The organism is Pseudoselenomonas ruminantium, assembly GCF_900104055.1.
In the GTDB taxonomy this organism is placed as follows: domain Bacteria; phylum Bacillota; class Negativicutes; order Selenomonadales; family Selenomonadaceae; genus Selenomonas_A; species Selenomonas_A ruminantium_C.
Map to the genome: position 1 here is coordinate 1 of NZ_FNJQ01000014.1, position 18,270 is coordinate 18,270.

16 protein-coding genes are annotated in these 18,270 nt (G+C 52.9%); 10 read left to right on the plus strand and 6 right to left on the minus strand.

The window, feature by feature from the left end:
- Window positions 1-198: 198 nt before the first annotated feature.
- The 9 genes from recG (at window position 199) to BLQ59_RS07235 (ending at window position 10,402) form a co-directional block, all read left to right on the plus strand.
- On the plus strand, window positions 199-2,265 hold the full coding sequence (gene recG / locus BLQ59_RS07195; protein WP_074572200.1) for an ATP-dependent DNA helicase RecG: 2,067 nt from the start codon (window positions 199-201) through the stop codon (window positions 2,263-2,265).
- A gap of 86 nt (window positions 2,266-2,351) precedes the next feature.
- Window positions 2,352-3,146, plus strand: a complete 795-nt coding sequence (gene dapB, locus BLQ59_RS07200; RefSeq protein WP_074572201.1) for a 4-hydroxy-tetrahydrodipicolinate reductase — start codon at window positions 2,352-2,354, stop codon at window positions 3,144-3,146.
- 41 nt (window positions 3,147-3,187) lie between these two features.
- Window positions 3,188-4,219, plus strand: coding sequence for an aspartate-semialdehyde dehydrogenase (locus BLQ59_RS07205; RefSeq protein WP_074572202.1), 1,032 nt, complete (start codon window positions 3,188-3,190; stop codon window positions 4,217-4,219).
- A gap of 179 nt (window positions 4,220-4,398) precedes the next feature.
- A complete protein-coding gene (gene tatA, locus BLQ59_RS07210) occupies window positions 4,399-4,617 on the plus strand; it encodes a twin-arginine translocase TatA/TatE family subunit (RefSeq protein WP_073089959.1) in 219 nt (72 codons plus the stop codon).
- 13 nt (window positions 4,618-4,630) lie between these two features.
- Window positions 4,631-5,404: a twin-arginine translocase subunit TatC gene (tatC, locus tag BLQ59_RS07215; protein WP_074572203.1), complete on the plus strand. Its 774-nt coding sequence runs from the start codon at window positions 4,631-4,633 to the stop codon at window positions 5,402-5,404.
- Window positions 5,405-5,427: 23 nt separating this feature from the next.
- Window positions 5,428-6,888: a menaquinone biosynthesis decarboxylase gene (locus BLQ59_RS07220; RefSeq protein ID WP_074572204.1), complete on the plus strand. Its 1,461-nt coding sequence runs from the start codon at window positions 5,428-5,430 to the stop codon at window positions 6,886-6,888.
- Window positions 6,885-7,733: a 4-hydroxybenzoate octaprenyltransferase gene (locus BLQ59_RS07225; RefSeq protein WP_081342491.1), complete on the plus strand. Its 849-nt coding sequence runs from the start codon at window positions 6,885-6,887 to the stop codon at window positions 7,731-7,733. Before BLQ59_RS07220 ends, BLQ59_RS07225 begins: the two co-directional genes overlap by 4 nt.
- Before the next feature lie 32 nt (window positions 7,734-7,765).
- The gene (folD, locus tag BLQ59_RS07230) at window positions 7,766-8,629 is read left to right on the plus strand and encodes a bifunctional methylenetetrahydrofolate dehydrogenase/methenyltetrahydrofolate cyclohydrolase FolD (RefSeq protein WP_074572206.1); all 864 of its coding nucleotides are present in this window, start codon (window positions 7,766-7,768) and stop codon (window positions 8,627-8,629) included.
- Between the two features lie 105 nt (window positions 8,630-8,734).
- Window positions 8,735-10,402, plus strand: a complete 1,668-nt coding sequence (locus BLQ59_RS07235) for a formate--tetrahydrofolate ligase (RefSeq protein ID WP_074572207.1) — start codon at window positions 8,735-8,737, stop codon at window positions 10,400-10,402.
- A 130-nt stretch (window positions 10,403-10,532) separates the two neighbouring features.
- Here the strand turns inward: BLQ59_RS07235 and BLQ59_RS16000 are convergent, their stop codons facing one another.
- The 6 genes from BLQ59_RS16000 to uraA all read right to left on the minus strand — a co-directional run bounded on the left by BLQ59_RS16000 (window position 10,533) and on the right by uraA (window position 16,587).
- A complete protein-coding gene (locus BLQ59_RS16000; RefSeq protein WP_176756755.1) occupies window positions 10,533-10,709 on the minus strand; it encodes a hypothetical protein in 177 nt (58 codons plus the stop codon).
- A 413-nt stretch (window positions 10,710-11,122) separates the two neighbouring features.
- The gene (fba, locus tag BLQ59_RS07240) at window positions 11,123-12,118 is read right to left on the minus strand and encodes a class II fructose-1,6-bisphosphate aldolase (protein WP_014424300.1); all 996 of its coding nucleotides are present in this window, start codon (window positions 12,116-12,118) and stop codon (window positions 11,123-11,125) included.
- Window positions 12,119-12,254: 136 nt separating this feature from the next.
- Complete coding sequence (locus BLQ59_RS07245; protein ID WP_176756756.1) at window positions 12,255-13,403, minus strand: sensor histidine kinase; 1,149 nt, start codon at window positions 13,401-13,403, stop codon at window positions 12,255-12,257.
- 48 nt (window positions 13,404-13,451) lie between these two features.
- Entirely contained in the window at window positions 13,452-14,378 is a 927-nt protein-coding gene (locus BLQ59_RS07250) for a YihY/virulence factor BrkB family protein (protein WP_074572209.1), read from the minus strand.
- Between the two features lie 50 nt (window positions 14,379-14,428).
- On the minus strand, window positions 14,429-15,316 hold the full coding sequence (locus BLQ59_RS07255) for an RluA family pseudouridine synthase (protein WP_074572210.1): 888 nt from the start codon (window positions 15,314-15,316) through the stop codon (window positions 14,429-14,431).
- A complete protein-coding gene (uraA, locus tag BLQ59_RS07260; protein WP_074572211.1) occupies window positions 15,313-16,587 on the minus strand; it encodes a uracil permease in 1,275 nt (424 codons plus the stop codon). Before uraA ends, BLQ59_RS07255 begins: the two co-directional genes overlap by 4 nt.
- Window positions 16,588-16,915: 328 nt before the next feature.
- Here uraA and BLQ59_RS07265 point away from each other — a divergent pair, with 328 nt between their 5' ends.
- Entirely contained in the window at window positions 16,916-18,145 is a 1,230-nt protein-coding gene (locus BLQ59_RS07265) for an aspartate kinase (protein WP_074572212.1), read from the plus strand.
- Window positions 18,146-18,270: the final 125 nt, after the last annotated feature.

The window sequence follows — 18,270 nt, forward strand, 5'->3', positions numbered from 1 at the left end:
CAGGGAGGGACGTTTAGCGGAAACAGCAAAAGTACTCCCCCGTGAACCCCTGACTGCGTATAAACGGGATAACTTTGGCTCGAACTAACCAACAAACTGCAATTTAAAGAAACTTTTGCCTTTGGCAAAACTGGAACAACGGCGTTATAATAGTAGGGAGAATATGGCTTTTGAGAAAAGACTTTTGGATGTGATTTTTTGCAACTGACGGACTCGATACAATATGTGAAAGGCGTAGGGCCTAAGAAAACGGCGGAGCTGAAACGGCTGGGGCTGCATACGGTCTATGACCTGCTGATGTATTTTCCCCGTACTTATGAAGATCAGAGTGTGCTGACGAAAATCTCGGAACTGCAGGCCGGGGAAACGGCAACGGTAGGCGGCACGATCATGAATGTTTCTGAACGGCAGGGGGGCCGGCGGGGCATGAATATACTGATGGCACTGATTGGCGATGGCACCGGGGTTCTGCAGGTGACCTGGTTCAATCAGAAGTATCTGAAAAGCAAATTAAAGGTGGGCAGGAAAGTCTTTGTGACCGGCAAGGCTGCTTATGCCTTTGGTGGGCGGGGACAGTTTGCCATGAGCCAGCTGCACAGCTTTGAAATCATGGATGAGGACGAAGAACCCGCGAGCCGGGCGGGGATTGTGCCGGTTTACCCGGCCACGGAGAAACTCAATCAGAAATTCTTCCGCAAGGTCATCGCTGGTCTGTTCGGGGAGGAGCTTGCTATCCATGACTTGATTCCGCAGCGGGTGATGAAGTCATACGACCTGCTTCCGCGGCAAAAGGCATTGCAGGATATGCATTTTCCTGCGGATTTTACGGCACTCAAGGCAGCTCGGAAGCATCTGGCCTTTGAAGAACTCTATCTGATCCAATGCGGACTGCTGCTGCTCAAGCGGCAGGCTCGCGAAAACAGCAAGGGTATCCGGCATTTGCTGAGCAGTGAGCTGACAGCCAAGGTCAGGAAGTCCTTGCCGTTTGAATTGACCGCTGATCAGGCGCGTACCTGGCAGGAAATCCAGCGGGATATGGAAAGCCCTCTGCCCATGCGTCGTTTGGTGCAGGGCGATGTAGGCTCGGGCAAGACGGTCATTGCCATGCTGGCGCTGGTCAAGACCGTGGAAAACGGCTATCAGGGGGCGCTGATGGCACCGACGGAAATCCTGGCCAGCCAGCATTATGAAGGTTTCTGCAGGCAATTGGAACCATTGGGAATCCGCATTGGTTTCCTATCGGGCCGGCTCACGAAAAAGAAGCGTGAGGAAATGTATGCGCGGATTGCGGCGCAGGAAGTGGACATCGTGATTGGCACCCATGCGCTGATACAGGAAGGCGTGGAATTTGCCAAGCTTGGCCTTGTAGTGACCGACGAGCAGCACCGTTTCGGCATTGCCCAGCGGGCGGAGCTGGAAAAAAAAGGAACGCTGCTGCCGGATGTATTGGTTATGACGGCAACGCCGATTCCGCGTACGATGACATTGACCGTCTACGGGGATCTGGATGTGTCCCTGATCCAACAGCTGCCGCCGGGACGGCAGCCAATCCGCACCTTTGTGCGCAAGCCGGACCGGCGGGACCTAATCTATGATTACGTCCATCAGCAGCTCGCGGCCGGGCGGCAAGCCTATGTGGTCTGTCCCTTGATTGAATTGAATGAGGAAAGCGACCTGCCTTCGGCGGAGGAAGTCTATGATGAACTGTGTTATGGGATTTTCCGCGATATGCCCTGCGGCCTGGTGCATGGCAGGATGAAGGCGGCAGATAAGGAACAGGTCATGCAGGCTTTCTATGAGGATAAGATCAAGCTCCTGGTGTCCACCACGGTCATTGAAGTCGGTGTCAATGTGCCCAATGCCAGCATCATGGTGGTGGAGCATGCGGAGCGCTTTGGCCTAGCACAGCTCCATCAGCTGCGGGGACGCATTGGGCGCGGGCAGTATAAGTCCTACTGCATCCTCGTATCGGAGATGAAGACGGAAAATGCCAGGGAAAGGCTCAAGATCATGGCCGAAACCAGTGATGGCTTTAAGCTGGCTGAAGAGGACTTGCGCTTGCGCGGGCCGGGGCAGTTCTTTGGCTCGATGCAGCACGGCCTGCCGGATCTGAAGGTGGCCGATGTCCTGAATGATATGGATATTCTCCTGAAGGCCCGACAGGCAGCGCAGGAAACGGTGGCAAGTCGGGAGGAACGGCGGGATATACTGCCCATTCTCTCGCTGCAATATAGGGAGCAGTTTGAGAATATCACGGATATTTAGTGTATTTTTGTCGAGAACATCTTGACATAACACATAGACATAGTATACAATATTTTCAGCTTAAACATGCATAGGAGGCGTGTATCTTGGTAACAGTATTGGTGAATGGTGCCTGCGGCCGGATGGGGCAGGCTGTCTTGAAAGCCGTACAGGAAGCAGAGGATTTGCAGCTCGTGGGTGCTGTGGATATCCATGGTGGTGCTGATTGTGGTGAACTGGTTGGCCTGCCGAAGAACAATGTGACGGTGGAAACGGATCTGGCAGCTGCTTTGGAACGGATCAAGCCGGAGGTCATGATTGACTTCACCCGCCCGGATGTGGTCTTTGACAATGTGATGACGGCGCTCAAGGCAAAGGTCAGCCCTGTGGTAGGGACGACGGGCCTCAGCGAGGAACAGAAGGCAGAAATCAGGAAATTGGCGGAAGCAAATGCTACGCCGGCCTTCATTGCGCCGAACTTTGCCATCGGTGCGGTATTGATGATGGTGATGGCCAAACAGGCGGCTAAATATATGCCGGAGGTTGAAATCATCGAGCTTCATCATGATAATAAGCTCGATGCACCTTCGGGCACGGCCGTGCAGACGGCAGCGATGATTGCCGAGGTGCGGGCAGCCCATAAGCAGGGGCATCCTGAAGAAAAGGAAAAGATTGCCGGCGCCCGTGGTGCTGACTACGAGGGCATGCATATCCACAGCGTGCGCCTGCCGGGCTATGTGGCCCATCAGGAGGTTATCTTTGGCGGTTTGGGGCAGACGCTGACCATCCGTCACGATTCCCTGAACCGGGAATCCTTTATGCCCGGTGTGGTGCTGGCCGCACAGAAGGTCCGCACGCTTACGGGCTTAACCATCGGTTTGGATAAACTCCTGGAGTTTTAAATAACGCAATAAAGAGCATAGCAGCGAAAGGATGAAGGTTAATGAAAAAGTATAATGTGGCAATCCTGGGTGCAACGGGTGCCGTAGGCCAGGAATTCCTGAACCTGATTGAGGAACGCAATTTCCCCTTTGCCGATTTGAAGATGCTGGCTTCCAAGCGCAGCGCTGGTAAGAAAATCCAGTTCATGGGCAAGGAATACACGGTGGAAGAAGCAACAGTGGATTCCTTCAAGGATGTGGATATCGCCCTGTTCGCTGGCGGCAGTGCCAGCAAGGAATTTGCACCGGCTGCTGTCAAGGCTGGTGCCGTAGTCATCGATAATTCCAGTACCTTCCGCATGGACCCGGAAGTGCCGCTGGTGGTTCCCGAGGTCAACCCGGAAGCCATTGCCCAGCACAAGGGCATCATTGCCAATCCGAACTGCTCCACGATCATCATGGTCATGGCACTGAAGCCGCTCTATGATATCTCCAAGATCAAGCGCGTGGTCGTTTCCACCTATCAGGCTGTATCCGGTGGTGGCAAGGAAGCTATGGCAGAACTCGAGCAGCAGGTCGCTGATATCGTAGCGGGCAAGCCCGTCACGGCCAACATCCTGCCGGGAGCTGCGCTCAAGAAGCATTATCAGATCGCCTTCAACCTGCTGCCGCAGATTGACGTCTTCAAGGAAAACCTCTACACCAAAGAGGAAATGAAGATGATCGATGAAACCAAGAAGATCATGAGCGATGACGCTATGCGCATCACAGCTACTACGATTCGCGTGCCGGTATACCGCAGCCATGCCGAGTCGGTCAATGTGGAATTCGAGGACGAAGTGAGCCTCGAAGCTGCCCGCAAGGCTCTTGAAGCATTCCCTGGCGTCGAAGTGGTGGACAACCCGGATGAACAGCTCTATCCGCAACCGCTCGAAACCTCCGGCAAGAATGATGTGGCAGTCGGCCGCCTGCGCAAGGACTACTCCATCGAGAACGGTCTCAACATGTGGATTTGCGGTGACCAGATCCGCAAGGGCGCCGCACTCAATGCCCTGCAGATTGCCGAATACATGATCGAGCATGATATGGTGTAACTGATAATTTCTTAAGGACCAGCAGCTGCTGGTCCTTTTTAATCATGAAGCATATGAGAAATTTATGGACTTATAGTAAAATCCTATTGGAAACTTGTACGTTGTGACATTGAGATTTTGCTTGATTTTCGCTATAATGAATAGGTGTAAAAAGATTAACGGTTTTAGGAGGAATTATCATGATTAGTCCATATACTGCAGGTGCGTTGGTGCTCGTCGCTTTGATCGTGTTTGGGCCGAGCAAGCTGCCGGAAATCGGCAAGGCACTGGGCAAGGGCATCAAGGAATTCAAGTCCGGTGTTGTTGAGGAAAGCAAGAAACCGGAAGAACAACAGATGATGAATGTGACCGAGCAGCCGAAAGAACTGCCTAAGGCTGACCAGCAGACGAAGCAGTAAGCTGGTGGTGTAGATGGCAGAAGAACAAAAATATGAAGAAATCGAGGCGCCAAAGCAGATTGGCGCCCCGGCAGATGCCGAAGTGGTGATGGACGACGGCAGCATGTCCCTGATTGCCCATCTGACCGAACTGCGCAGCCGTCTGATTAAATGTCTGATGGCGACGGCGCTCGGAAGCTGTGTCGGTTATTTCTACATTCAGGAAATCATGCATTACATCACCCTGCCCGCGGGCAAGCTCTACTATATGCAGCCAGCGGAAGCCTTCTTCACCTATCTGAAGGTGGCCTGCGTGGCCGGGTTCCTTTTGGCACTGCCCATTATCTTTTGGCAGGTATGGCGGTTTTTCCTGCCGGCCCTGACCACCAGGGAACGCATGGTGCTTGGTATCGTGGTACCGACATCAGTCGTTCTTTTTTTCTGTGGGCTGGCCTTTTCTTTTTTCCTGGTACTGCCGGCGGGCATCAAGTTTTTCTTGGGCTTTGGCAATACGGAACTCGAGGCATTATTATCGGTAAACAAATACTTTGACTTCGTCATTATGTTTGTGCTGCCCTTTGGCTTTATCTTTGAATTGCCTTTGGTCATGACGATCATGGGTAAACTGGGGCTGATTACTTCGGCTTTCCTGAAGAAGTATCAGCGGATCATCATCTTCCTGTCCTTCGTGGTGGGCGCAATCATCACGCCGACACCAGATGTGTTCACTCAGTCCATGATTGCTTTGCCCATTATTGTACTCTATGAAGTAGGTTATTTTATCGTTCGTTATATTTTACGCAGATAAGCAGATAAAAAGGAGGTATTTGCTTGGCTTATAAGGATTTGCGGGAGTTTATGGCTGATTTGGAGTCAAAAGGTCTCCTCAAACGTATCAAGACGGAAGTAGATCCGGAACTGGAAATCACGGAAATCACTGACCGGGTATCCAAGATGGAAGGGGACAAGAACGTCGCCCTGCTCTTTGAGAATGTCAAAGGTTCCAAGATGCCGGTGCTCATGAACGCTTTCGGCAGCTATGAGCGCATGGCCATGGCCTTGGGCGTCGAAAAGCTCGATGATGTGGGGGATGAGCTGCGGGAAATGATGAAGCTTCCCTATGTGTCCCTGCAGAACAAGATGAGCGTCGTGACCATGATTCCCATGATCAAGCGGGCCATCAACTTTCCGAAATACGTGAAGCATGCGCCCTGCCAGGAAGTGGTGGAGACGGAAAATCCGAATTTGGACGAAATCCCCATCCTCAAATGCTGGCCCGACGATGGCGGCCCCTTCGTGACCTTGCCATTGGTGTTCACCAAGAACCCTAAGACGGGGAAACGCAATGTGGGCATGTACCGCCTGCAGAAATACGACAGCCGTACCACGGGCATGCACTGGCATATCCATAAGAACGGCGCCGAGAACTTCCGCGATATGAAGGCACAGGGCGGTGACCGCATCGAAGCAGCTGTGGCCATCGGCACTGATCCGGTCATTACCTATGCGGCTACGGCACCGCTGCCCCGCGATATCGACGAGATGGTATTCGCCGGTTTCCTGCGGCATAAATCCGTGGAAATGGTCAAGTGTAAGACTGTGGATATCGAAGTGCCGGCAACTGCGGAAATCATCCTCGAAGGCTATGTGCTGACCGATGAGAAGCGCCGGGAAGGTCCCTTTGGCGACCATACGGGCTATTATTCCCTGGCTGATGATTATCCCGTGTTCCATATCACGGCCATCACCCATCGCAAAGATCCGATCTATTTCTCCACGGTGGTGGGCAAGCCGCCCATGGAAGACTGCTATCTGGCCAAGGCCACGGAGCGCATCTTCCTGCCGCTTCTGCAGCAGATGCAGCCGGAAATCATCGACATCAATATGCCGCTCGAAGGCGTATTCCATGACTGCTGCATCGTGTCCATCAAGAAGCAGTATCCCATGCAGGCCCGCAAGGTCATGCATGCACTCTGGGGCATGGGGCAGATGATGAATGTCAAGATGATCATCGTTGTGGATGCCCATGTCAACGTACAGGATTTGAAGGAAGTCTGGTGGCGGGTGTATAATAACATCGATGCCAAGCACGATCTGGAAATCGTGGAAGGGCCGCTCGATGTGCTCGACCATTCTTCGCCGATGGCAAAATGGGGCTCCAAGCTCGGCATCGATGCCACGAAGACCTGGCCGGAGGAAGGGCATACCCGTGAATGGCCGGAAGAAATCAGCATGAGAGAGGATATCAAGGCCAAAGTTGATGCCAAGTGGAAGGAGCTTGGTCTCGATTGATTGATATAAAAGCGCATATTAACAATGTAGCCCTGCACCATACGATCTTTGACCTGCCCTTTGCCTTTATGGGGGCAGTGCTCGCGGCAAACGGCCAGCCGACAATCCACGACCTCGTCTGGATTGCGCTGGCCATCACCACGGGGCGGGCGGCGGCCATGGCGCTGGATAATCTGGCTGACCTCAAATATGACAGCCAGCAGCCGCGCATGAGCTACCGAGCTATGGTCAGCGGTCGCATCAGCAAGTTGGAGGCGAAGGTCTTTATCGTCATCTGCCTGGTGCTGATGGTGCTTTCCGTCATGCAGCTGCAGCCTATCTGCCTGTATCTGCTGCCGTTGGCGGCACTGCCGTTCCTGATCTATCCGTTCACCAAGCGGTTTACCGGCTGGTGCCATTTGTTCTTAGGCGTGGCGATTGCCATGGCTCCGGCAGGCGGCTGGGTAGGTGTCAGTGGCGAGATTACGACGCCGATGGTGCTCTTGTGCATTGCCGTAGCCCTTTGGATTGGCGCCTTTGACTCCATGTACGGCGCGCAGGATGAGGAATTTGACAAGAGCCAGGGGCTTCATTCTCTGGCGGTAAGCTATGGTGCTGAAAATGCCTTTAAGCTGTCGGCCGCCATGCATGTGATTTGCATTGCCTGTTTCTTTGCCGTGGGCGTAATGATGTCCTTAGGGCAGCTCTACTTTATCGGCGTGGGCATTGCAGCGGGAACGCTGATCTATCAGCACCGCATTGTGAGCCCTACGGATTTCAGTCAGGTTACCCAGCGGTACTTCATGCGCAATGGCATCGTGTCCGTGGCCATCTTCGTATGTACCTGGCTTAGTTTTTACTTGTAATCGTATTCGTATCCATAAATTGAGGTGACTCTATGTCCGCAAAAATTCTCGAAGGTAAGTTTTTTGCACAACAGTTGAAAGAAGATGCCGGCAAACGTGCGATGGCCCTGCAGGAAAAGCATGGCCGTGCACCGGGGCTGGCGGTTATCCGTGTCGGCAATGATCCGGCCTCGGAGGTCTATGTCCGTAACAAGGACAAGGCCTGCGCTGCTTTGGGGATTTACTCCGAAGTCATTGCCCTGCCCGAGGAGACTACGAAAGACGAACTCATCGCTCGTATCGATGCGCTGAATGCTGACGAAAAGATTGACGGCATTCTCGTGCAGCTGCCGCTGCCTGCCCAGATTGCGCAATTTGAGGCGGAAATCGTAGGGCGCATCGATCCGTCCAAGGACGTGGATGGCTTCCATCCCGTCAATGTGGGCAAGATGGTGACGGGCGAGCCTGCCCTGCTGCCCTGCACGCCGGCAGGCTGCATTCGCATGCTGGAAATGGCGGGCATCGAGATTGCGGGCAAGCGTGCTGTGGTCATCGGCCGCAGCAATATCGTGGGTAAGCCCATGTTCCATCTGCTGATGGCTAAGAATGCCACGGTGACGGTCTGCCATTCCCGTACGGAGAATCTGGCGGAAATCACCCGCCAGGCGGATATTCTCGTGGCGGCCATCGGCAAGCCTCAATTTGTCAAACAGGATATGGTGAAAAAAGGTGCAACGGTTATTGACGTGGGCATCAATCGCATTGCTCCCAAGAAATTAGTGGGGGACGTGGATTTTGAACCCGTCAGCGAGATAGCCGGGGCTATTACCCCCGTGCCGGGAGGCGTAGGCCTTCTGACCGTCGCGATGCTGATGCAGAATGTTGTGCAGGCAGCAGAGGCGCACCTGAATCGTTAAGGCAATACTGCCGGAGATCGTGCGTCTTCGGCAGTATTTCTTATATAAGGAACTGGTAAACAGTTCCGAAGCTTTATGTTTAATTGCAGAGGAGAAGAAAGCTCAATGAAAACCGATGTGGAAATTGCGCAGAGCGCACAGATGCAGGACATTCGCCTTATCGCAGAGAAACTGGCGATTTCAGAGGACGAACTGGAACTCTACGGCAAATACAAGGCCAAGATCAGCCTCGATGCCTGGCAGCGGGTGAAAAACCGCGAGAACGGCAAACTGGTGCTGGTAACGGCTATCAACCCCACGCCGGCAGGCGAGGGTAAGACGACCACCAGCGTGGGGCTTGCCGATGCCTTCCATAAACAGGGCAAGAAGGTTGCCGTGGCCCTGCGTGAACCGTCCCTGGGCCCCTGTTTTGGCCTCAAGGGCGGCGCTGCTGGCGGCGGCTATGCGCAGGTCGTGCCCATGGAGGACATCAACCTGCACTTCACCGGGGACTTCCATGCCATCACGACGGCCCATAACCTCTTGGCAGCCGTAATCGACAATCATATCCAGCAGGGCAATGCCCTCGATATCGATGTGCGCCGCGTGGTCTGGAAGCGCGTGCTCGACCTCAATGACCGTGCCCTGCGCCATGTGGTTATCGGCATGGGCGGCAAGGCGCATGGTGTACCCCGGGAAACGGGCTTTGACATCACCGTGGCTTCGGAAATGATGGCCATCCTGTGCCTGGCTTCTGACCTTGAGGATATGAAGAAGCGCCTGGGCGAGATCGTGGTAGCCTATACTCGTGATGGCCGTGCGGTCAGAGCCAAGGAACTCAATGTGACTGGCGCGTTGACACTGCTGTTCAAGGATGCCATCAAACCGAATCTCGTGCAGACGCTCGAAGGTACGCCAGCCTTTATCCATGGCGGCCCATTTGCTAATATCGCCCATGGCTGCAACAGCGTTATGGCCACCAAGTTCGCGCTGAAATTTGCCGATGTGGTGGTTACGGAAGCCGGCTTCGGCGCAGACCTCGGCGCGGAGAAGTTCCTCGATATCAAATGCCGCTTCGCCGGCATCCATCCCGATGCCGTGGTCATTGTGGCAACGGTCCGTGCGCTCAAGATGCATGGCGGCATGGATAAGAAAGACCTCGGTCAGGTCAATATGGAAGCCTTGGAGCGCGGTATGCAGAACCTCGAAAAGCATATCGAGAACATCCAGAAGTTTGGTCTGCCGGCTGTGGTGGCCATCAATGCCTTTCCGACGGATACGAAAGAGGAGCTGGACTTTGTCGAAGCGGCCTGCAACAAGCGCGGTGCTGAAGTGGCCCTGTCCGAAGTCTGGGCCAAGGGCGGCGAAGGCGGCCTGAAGCTCGCAGAAAAAGTCGAAGCAGCCATGGCAAAACCAAATGATTTCCATTTCATGTATGAGGTGGAGCAGAGCGTGGAGGAGAAGATCACCGCCATTGCCCGCGAAATCTATGGTGCCGATGGCATTACGTTCACCGATGCAGCGAAAAAGCAACTGGCCGAAATCAAGGAACTGGGCTTTGACAAGATGCCCGTCTGCATGGCCAAGACGCAGTATTCCCTGTCCGATGATGCCACGAAGATTGGCCGTCCCACGGGCTTTACCGTTACGGTTAGAGAACTGCGCATTTCCGCTGGTGCCGGCTTTATCGTGGCTCTCACGGGCAATATCCTGACCATGCCCGGCCTGCCCAAGAAACCGGCAGCCGAGAATATGGATATCGACAACGATGGTAAGATTACCGGCTTGTTCTAAGCAAAATGTATCCTAAATTGCAGTTTGTTAGTACGTGTTTAAAATAAATTGTTACAACTCAGCGGGGCGGCGGTGGGGATACTTTTTCGCTGCCTTCACTAAATGACCCGCCAGCAGTAGTGCTCACTGTTTAGTTACCTGCGCCGGGCAGGCCGACGGCGCGTATGTTCAGCTCAATTTCCAGCAACGCCTGTTTGCGGGCCAGCCCTGCGGGCAGTCGTTCCGGCGTCAAAAAAGTATCCCCACCACCGCCCAAAGTTATGCCTGTGCAATATTGGCAGGCTTCGGCTGTAAGCTGCAAGTACATCGATGTGCTTGTTACGGGAGAGACGGTTCGTGCCAATTGCCTAATCCGTGCCTGGGGGCGAACGGGGGAGTGCTTTTGCTGTTGGAGCGACAGTCTGAGCGAAGCGAAGACCGGCCCGTTGCCAAAAGTCACTGGGAGCACGCTGAAAGCCGCGCCGTTGGCCTGCCCGGCGCATTCAACCTAAGAAATGCTGACTTTGTCGAGCGGGTCGTTTAGCGCAAACAGAAAAAGTACTCCCCCGTTCACCCCTGACAACGCATGACCGGGATACCTTTACCACGAACAAACCGATAAACTGCAATATAATGAGGTCCGCCGACTCTTTCGAGTCAGCGGACCTCATTTTTAGTGGTGAAAAATCCTACAAAAAAGAGGCTCCGAAAGGAACCTCTTTCTTTATGCCGATTGGGCAATTATTTTGCGTTGATGAGCGCCATGATTTCGTCTGCACGGCCATCGGAACCCAGAACTTCTTTGATCTTGTGTTCAACGAGTTCTTTGATGTAAGCGCGGCCATCAGCAACATACTGACGCGGGTCGAAGTGGCCCGGGTTAGCCATGAAGTGCTCACGGATACCAGCCGTAAGAGCCAGACGCAGGTCGGAGTCGATGTTGATCTTGCAAACTGCGGATTTAGCAGCTTTGCGGAGCTGATCTTCAGGAATACCGATAGCATCGTCCAGTTTGCCGCCGTTAGCGTTGATGATCTGAACGTACTTCGGAATAACGGAAGAAGCACCATGGAGAACGATCGGGAACTCAGGAATCTTCTTCTCGATTTCAGCCAGGATATCGAAACGCAGTTCGGGCGGTACGAGAACGCCTTCAGCGTTGCGCGTGCACTGTTCCGGCTTGAACTTGAATGCACCATGGGAAGTACCGATAGCGATAGCCAGGGAGTCTACGCCAGTTTCTCTGACGAATTCTTCTACTTCTTCCGGCTGCGTGTAAGCTGCTTCATGAGCAGCAACCTTAACGTCATCTTCGATACCAGCCAGTTTGCCCAGCTCAGCTTCTACGCAAACGCCATGTTCATGTGCGTAAGCAACAACTTCCTGCGTACGTTTGATGTTCTCTTTGAAATCATAGTGAGAACCGTCGAACATAACGGAAGTGAAACCGTCATCGATGCAGGCTTTGCAGGTTTCGAAATCTGCGCCATGGTCGAGGTGCAGAGCAACAGGAATGTCGTTGACTTCCAGAGCAGCCTCAACGAGGTGACGGAGATACGGGCCCTTTGCATATTTGCGGGCACCAGCGGATGCCTGCAGGATAACCGGGGAGTTCAGCTCAGCAGCTGCTTCCGTGATACCCTGTACGATTTCCATGTTGTTCACGTTGAAAGCACCGATAGCGTAGCCGCCTTCGTAAGCTTTCTTGAACATTTCTTTAGTTCCAACTAATGGCATTTTTCATTACCCCCTAAGAATAACTGTTCAATATTTTTTGTTGAACCTTGATTATTATATCATAGAAAATACTTCTCGTATAGGCTGATGGAAAAATTTTTACCCTGTCCCTGCAGGCAGGCTACAGGCGGTCGGTTTACCTTGGTACTTTTATCCGTACGGTTGTACCTTTTCCGGGGGAGGATGTGATGCGGAGGTCTGCCCCCGCAAAGCGGGCTCCCTCCTGCATGCAAGCCAGGCCAAAGTGGCGGCGGTCTTCGTCGTCAGCTGCCGACGGGGCTTTTTTCAGGTCGAAGCCTTTTCCCGTATCTTTTATCACGATCTTGAGGGCCTCCGGTGCATAGTCGATATCGATGCTTCCTCTTGTCTGGCCGGAATGGTGCAGGATATTGCTGAGTGATTCCTGCACAGCCCGGTAGATGGTGATTTCGACATGTTTGGGCAGGGGATATTCTTCCCCCTTCAGGTTATAGCTGATATTCAGGGTGTTCTTATCTCTGTAGCTGGTACAGAGCTGGTGGATGGCAAAGGCCAATCCTTTGTCATCCAGGGCCATGGGACGCATATCGAAGATTACCTGCCGGGTATCGGCGAGGCAATTCCTGATATTGTCGCTGGTATCATCGATGGCATGGGCAGCTCCCTCCGGATCGCCATCTGCCAGTGCCAGCTTGCAAATACTCAATTGCATCAGAGCGGCGGCAAGGCCTTGGGCAACGGTATCATGGAGATTGCGGGAAATGCGCTTTCGCTCCTCTTCATGTGCCATGATTACGCGGGCACCGAGGGATTGGCTTTCCTCGGTAATCTCAATTTGCTGGGTTATCTTGCTGAATTGGAAACTGAGGTAGGTAGCTACAGAACCGATGGTCATCGTCATCTGCTCAGCCTGTTCGAGCAACCCGTCCAAGCCGCGGAGACTGATTTCCAGGGCATCCCTCTGACGGCGGAGACTTTCTTCCTTCTGTCTGGAAACCTGCAGTTGATCCAGCATAAAGGCGACTTCACCATATAGATCCTGCATATCCTGGGCGGAAAAAGCCTTGCTGGCAGCGGCCAGACTCTGCTTTCCCTGTTGTGTCTTGCGTTCCAGGTAATCTACCTTGGCGATGATTTCCACCAGCTGCCCCTTTATGTCAGCCAGTTGCTTTCGTTGAAAATCCACTTCTTTGCGGGCCGTCTCGCTGATAGAGAACATCTGTGCCTTGTTTTTTTCCACGGTCTTCAGAGTGGCACTGTATATATCCTTCAGTGACTTACTGGTGATTTTCTTGAGGTCCTCCAAAGCGTTCCTCTCCCTTCGGAAATTGGTTATCATAGCTAATTTCGACAGTCAGGGTTGTTTTTCCTGTGCCTGTATAGCTGCAACCTTATGTCGCAATTCCATTTCGTTGAGCGCCATCAAGAATTCGATGCCGTAGATGATGAAGCTGACAATGAACTTGAACCAGACAAACAGGGCAAAGAGGCCGAAGAGTGAGCCATAGGCAATGCCCATGCCGGGGATGAGCGTCATGCACCAACTGTAAATGCCGGTCACGGCCAGCCAGAGAACGGTGACTAAGAGAGCCGTGATGAAGGCTTGCCGGAAAGGAGTTGTATAGGAATGTGGGGCAAAGATATAGAAGAAGGTGAGCCAGGTCACCAGCACGACAAAGGGCAGGAATACCCGCAGGAAGTTCCATAATGAGAGGAAAAATGCGGGGAAATGGATGATCTCATCAAGGTAGTAGACCAATGAGTTGCCAAAGACAGGCAGTCCCAGCGAGAGGAAGATCACTATCATCAGGCCGAATGTGAAAATGATGCCCTTGACATAGACCAAAAGATTATGACGGTTGTCCCGGGCCATGGTTTCGGTTTGGGCATAGTCGAGACTGTCTGTGGCCCGGGTGAGTATCACCAGTCCCTGAACGAAACTGTATAGGGAAAATAGCCCAGTAACCCACATCCAAAGGGTGCTGCGGCTGTCCATGATGCGATTGATATCACCCAGCAGGGGCCCTGCCATGCGGTCGGGCAGATAATGCGTGACCATGCCATAAAGCGCATCCACTTGCGAGGCCATGACAAAAAGCATCAGATTGACGGTAAAGACCAGAAAGGGCAAGAATCCTAAGAGAAAATAATAGGTAGTGCCCGAAGCCATATCAAACCAGCTGGAAATGCGATGGTAACCAATGAAACGCTGGTAAAAGAAGTAAAACGTTTCCCAGAGGGGCGTGAGCCACTGCAGGAATTTTTGCACCAGTTTGTCCATAAAGTCTCACCTGCTTTACTGTTTGTAATCAGTATACCATATCACAGCGATTATGGGGTGGAAATGGTGGCAGCAATCTGCTGGAAATCCGCCGGCGGCGGAGCTGTGATCGTCAGTTCCTTTCCTGTCATGGGATGTCTGAAGCTCAGGCGGAAGGCATGCAGGGCCTGCCGCTGTATTAGCTCCATCCGGCCACCATAGAGGTCGTCACCGAGCAATGGATGTCCCAGATGGGCCATATGCACGCGGATCTGGTGCGTGCGGCCGGTTTCAAGTTCCAGTTCAATCAGGGAAAGCTGGACATTGGTTTTGACCGTGCGGTAGTGTGTACGGGCGCTCTGGCCTTCCGGGGAAACCTTGCGCAGGATAATGCTGGGCAGGGCACGGGCAATGGGGGCGTCAATAATGCCATCAGGCGGGGCAAGCTGTCCTTCGATAATCGCCTGATATTCCCGCTTGAAATTCTTGCAGCCCTTCGGGGAAAGCTGATATTGTATCTGCGGTTCTTTGGCCACGAGCAGCAGGCCGCTGGTATCCCGGTCCAGGCGGTGAACGGGATGGAAGGCATGGGACTCGCCTTGGGTGGCAAAGTAATGCATCAGGGCATTGCCAACGGTGCCGTGGCTTTCCTTGGTGGTGGGATGCACGAGCTGGCCGGCGGGTTTATTAATGACGAGCAGCCATTCATCCTCATAGCGGATGTCTAAGGGCAGGTCTTCCGGTTCGATATCCGTAGGCCGCAGGATATCATAGGTGATGATATCGCCATTTTTGACATTGGCCATGGTGGCATTACAGATTTCGCCGTTGATGGCAAAGGTGCCGGAATTCTTGATGCGTTTCCAGATGGTATTGGATATGCCTGTATGCGCTTTTAAAAACGCCTTGACCGGCATAGAGGTCAAGGCGTTATCAAGCGTTACTTCAATACGTGTCATGCTTCCTGTTCTTCATCGGACAGGTCGTTTTCCACCGGCTGATGGAATTTGCCGATCAGCTGGAAGGCCAGGGAAAGGATGATGGCCACCACCGTAGCCAGGGACATGCCCTTGAGCGTGATCGTGCCAATCGTGATGCTGGCCGTGGAAACACCCAGACCGAGCACGATGGCCGTCAGCATGAGATTCAGCGGATTGTTGTAGTCAATGTTGCTTTCAGCCAGTACGCGGATACCGGAAGCGGCGATAACGCCGAAGAGCAACAGGGAAACGCCGCCCATGACCGGTGTCGGGATGCTCTGAATCAGTGCGGCAAGCTTACCCAGGCAGGACAGGACGATGGCAAAGACAGCGGCGCCGCCGATAACCCAGGTGGAAAATACTTTCGTGATAGCGAGAACGCCGATATTTTCGCCGTAAGTCGTGTTCGGCGTGGAGCCGAAGAAGCCAGAGATAACCGTGGAGATACCGTTGCCGAGGATTGACCGGTCAAGTCCCGGATCTTTGGCGAGGTCAGCACCGACGATATTGCCCGTGACAATCAGATGGCCTACATGTTCGGCGATGACCACGAGAGCTGCCGGCAGGATGATCAGGATGGCATCGAGATTGAATTCCGGCGTATAGAATGTCGGCAGGGCGAACCAGGGAGCAGCTTCCACGCTGGCCAGATCCACAAGACCGCAGATGGTGGCGATGATATAACCGCCAACCACACCCAGCAGGATGGGGATGATGGCCAGGAAGCCGCGGCAGGCAACAGAGGCAAATACCGTGATGGCCAGCGTGATCAGGGAAACGAAGATCGTGGTGCTGTCACCCTTGCCCGTAAGGCCGGCCATATCGGCAGCCGTAGGCATGAGCTCCAGACCGATGACGGCTACGATGGCACCCATGGATGCGGGCGGGAAGAGCACATCAATCCAGTGTGTACCCACAGCCTTGATGATGAGGCCGACAATACAGAACACCAGACCGACGGCGATAAAGCCGCCTAAAGCCGCTTCGTAGCTGTACTGGCCCAGTACCAGGAATACCGGGGACAGGAAGGCGAAGCTGGAACCTAAGTAAGCAGGGATCTTTCCTTTACATAAGGTCAGATAGAGAAGCGTGCCAATACCGTTGAAGAGCAGTACGGTAGCCGGATTCACATGGAAGAGAATGGGCACCAGCACCGTGGAGCCAAACATGGCGAAGAGGTGCTGCAGGGAAAGCGGCAGGGTTTCAAGCAGTGGCAGGCGCTCACTGACACCGATGGTACGGTTTTGCAAAATGATACACTCCTTAAGATAAATGGGTAAATAAATCTCTAATACTATAGCACAAAAGGGACTTATGTCCAATAATAGATTGCTTGCAATTGAAATACGAAAATATTTATCATTTTGCGGGTAAAAAAATACTGAAAGCTGCATCTTTGTAACATGAAAAGCAAAATATGTTTCCTGTAAATAAACAATTTTACATAAATCAGTGAAAATTTATAGACATATGCCTTTTTTTAGGGTATAATATGTTTCGATTAAACATCAAGTATACAAAAAAGAAGCTTTCCGTGGCCTGCGGAGTTGTTTCTTATGAAAGTTTAGGGGGAGAGTTATGGCACTTATTGTAAAGAAGTTCGGTGGCAGCTCGGTAGCGACCACGGAAAAAATCATGAATATTGCCAAGCGCGTCTTAGGCGAGAAAAAGCCGGGTGACAAAATCGTGCTGGTGGTTTCCGCGATGGGCGATACCACAGATGATCTGATTGGACTGGCAGAAGGGATTACGAAAAATCCCTATCAATATACAAGAGAAATGGATATGCTGCTGACCACGGGTGAGCAGCAGTCTGCTTCGCTGATGGCCATGGCTTTCAAGACGCTCGGCCAGGATGCCGTATCCCTTACGGGACCGATGGCTGGCGTCAAGACCAACGATGTTTATACGAAGGGCCGTATCAAGGACATCCAGCCGGAACGCGTGCATAAGGAACTCGATGCCGGCAAGGTGGTAGTCATCACGGGGTTCCAGGGAGCCAACTCCCTGGGCGATTATGTAACGCTGGGTCGCGGTGGTTCCGATACTTCTGCTGTGGCCATCGCCGGTGCCCTGAAGGCAGATTCCTGCGAGATCTTCACGGACGTGGATGGCGTGTATTCGGCTGATCCGCGCATTGTCAAGGGTGCTCGCAAGATGCGTGAGATCACCTACCATGAAATGCTGGAAATGGCCCGCTTAGGTGCTGGTGTCATGCAGCCACGTTCCGTGGAAATGGGTGAGTACTTCGGCATCCCCATTCATGTACGTTCTACTTTTACGACTGATACTGGTACCTTTATTAGGGAGGATTATACGATGGAAGATAAAGATTTTGTGATCCGGGGCGTAGCCCATGATGAAAAAGTAGCCAAGATTGCTGTCCTGGGCATCCCCAATACGCCGGGCATTGCGCATGAGATCTTCTCTGCACTGGCTGATGCCAATATCGATGTGGATATGATCGTGCAGAGCATCCGCAATATCGAGAAGAACGTCACGGATATGGTCTTCACCGTAGCTGCCGGTGACCTGCCGCAGGCCAAGAAGGTCGTGGACGGCGTAGCCGACAAACTCAGCGCTGTGGCTGTCCTGATCGAAGAAGACGTGGCCAAGGTTTCCATCGTCGGTGCCGGCATGCTGGGCAACCCCGGTACTGCTGCCCGCATGTTCGGTGCACTGTCCCAGAAGGGCATCAACATTGACATCATCAGCACGTCGGAGATCAGCATTTCCTGCCTTGTGAAGGGTTCTGTGCTGAAAGATGCCGTCAACGCGATTCACGACGAATTCTTCCCGAAACAGTAAGCTTTAGCCTTCCCCTGGAGGGGAAGGCTTTTTTCATGTATTGTAGTCATTTTTACAAAAATATTGTATACATACACTTGTTTGGGTAGACAGGACAGAGAGAAACAGTTATTATATTACCTGTG